We start from the raw sequence: 723 nt of genomic DNA on the forward strand, positions 1-723 counted from the left end.
GCGCACCCTCACGGGCCTCAACAAGGACCCTTACAAATCGGTGTTCAGTCCCGACAGCAGGACCCTGGCCGCCACTGCCCCAGACGGCACCGTGCAACTGCGGGACACCGCCACCGGCCACCTTCTGCACACCCTCGCTGGTCAGCACAGTGTGAACGCGGTGGCGTTCAGTCCTGACGGCCGCACCCTGGCTACTGCTGGCAGCGACGGCGCCGTACAACTGTGGAACACCGCAACCGGCCAACCGCTGCGCACCCTCACGGGCCTCAACAAGGACCCTTACAAATCGGTGTTCAGTCCCGACAGCAGGACCCTGGCCGCCACTGCCCCAGACGGCACCGTGCAATTGTGGAAGACGACCACTGGCCTCCCCCTGTCCACCATCAGAATCGGCGCCGGTTCCCTGTTCGCGATGACGTTCAGCCCCGACGGCCGCACCCTGGCTACTGCTGGCAGCGACGGCGCCGTACAGCTGTGGAACACCGCAACCGGCCAACCCCGGCACACCCTCCCCATCACCGGTTTCGGTTTCGTGCCTGAGATCGTGTTCAGCCCGGACGGCCGCACCCTGGCCACCGCCAGCGACAATGCCGCCTTGTGGGACACCACAACTGGCGCCCTACGGCGCACTCTCACCGGCCACACCAGCACCGTGCTCTCGGTCTCGTTCAGCCCCGACGGCACCACCCTGGCCACCGGGAGCAGGGACGGCACCGCCCGCCT

General features: G+C 67.5%; 1 protein-coding gene. It reads left to right on the forward strand.

Going from position 1 to position 723, the window contains the following annotated elements:
- Positions 1–151: 151 nt before the first annotated feature.
- Positions 152–723, forward strand: a 572-nt coding sequence (locus tag ACFWA7_RS16975) for a WD40 repeat domain-containing protein (RefSeq protein WP_385823619.1), incomplete at its 3' end; no start/stop codon positions are given.

Origin of the sequence: Streptomyces sp. NPDC059994 (assembly GCF_042737755.1) — a bacterium.
In the GTDB taxonomy this organism is placed as follows: domain Bacteria; phylum Actinomycetota; class Actinomycetes; order Streptomycetales; family Streptomycetaceae; genus Streptomyces.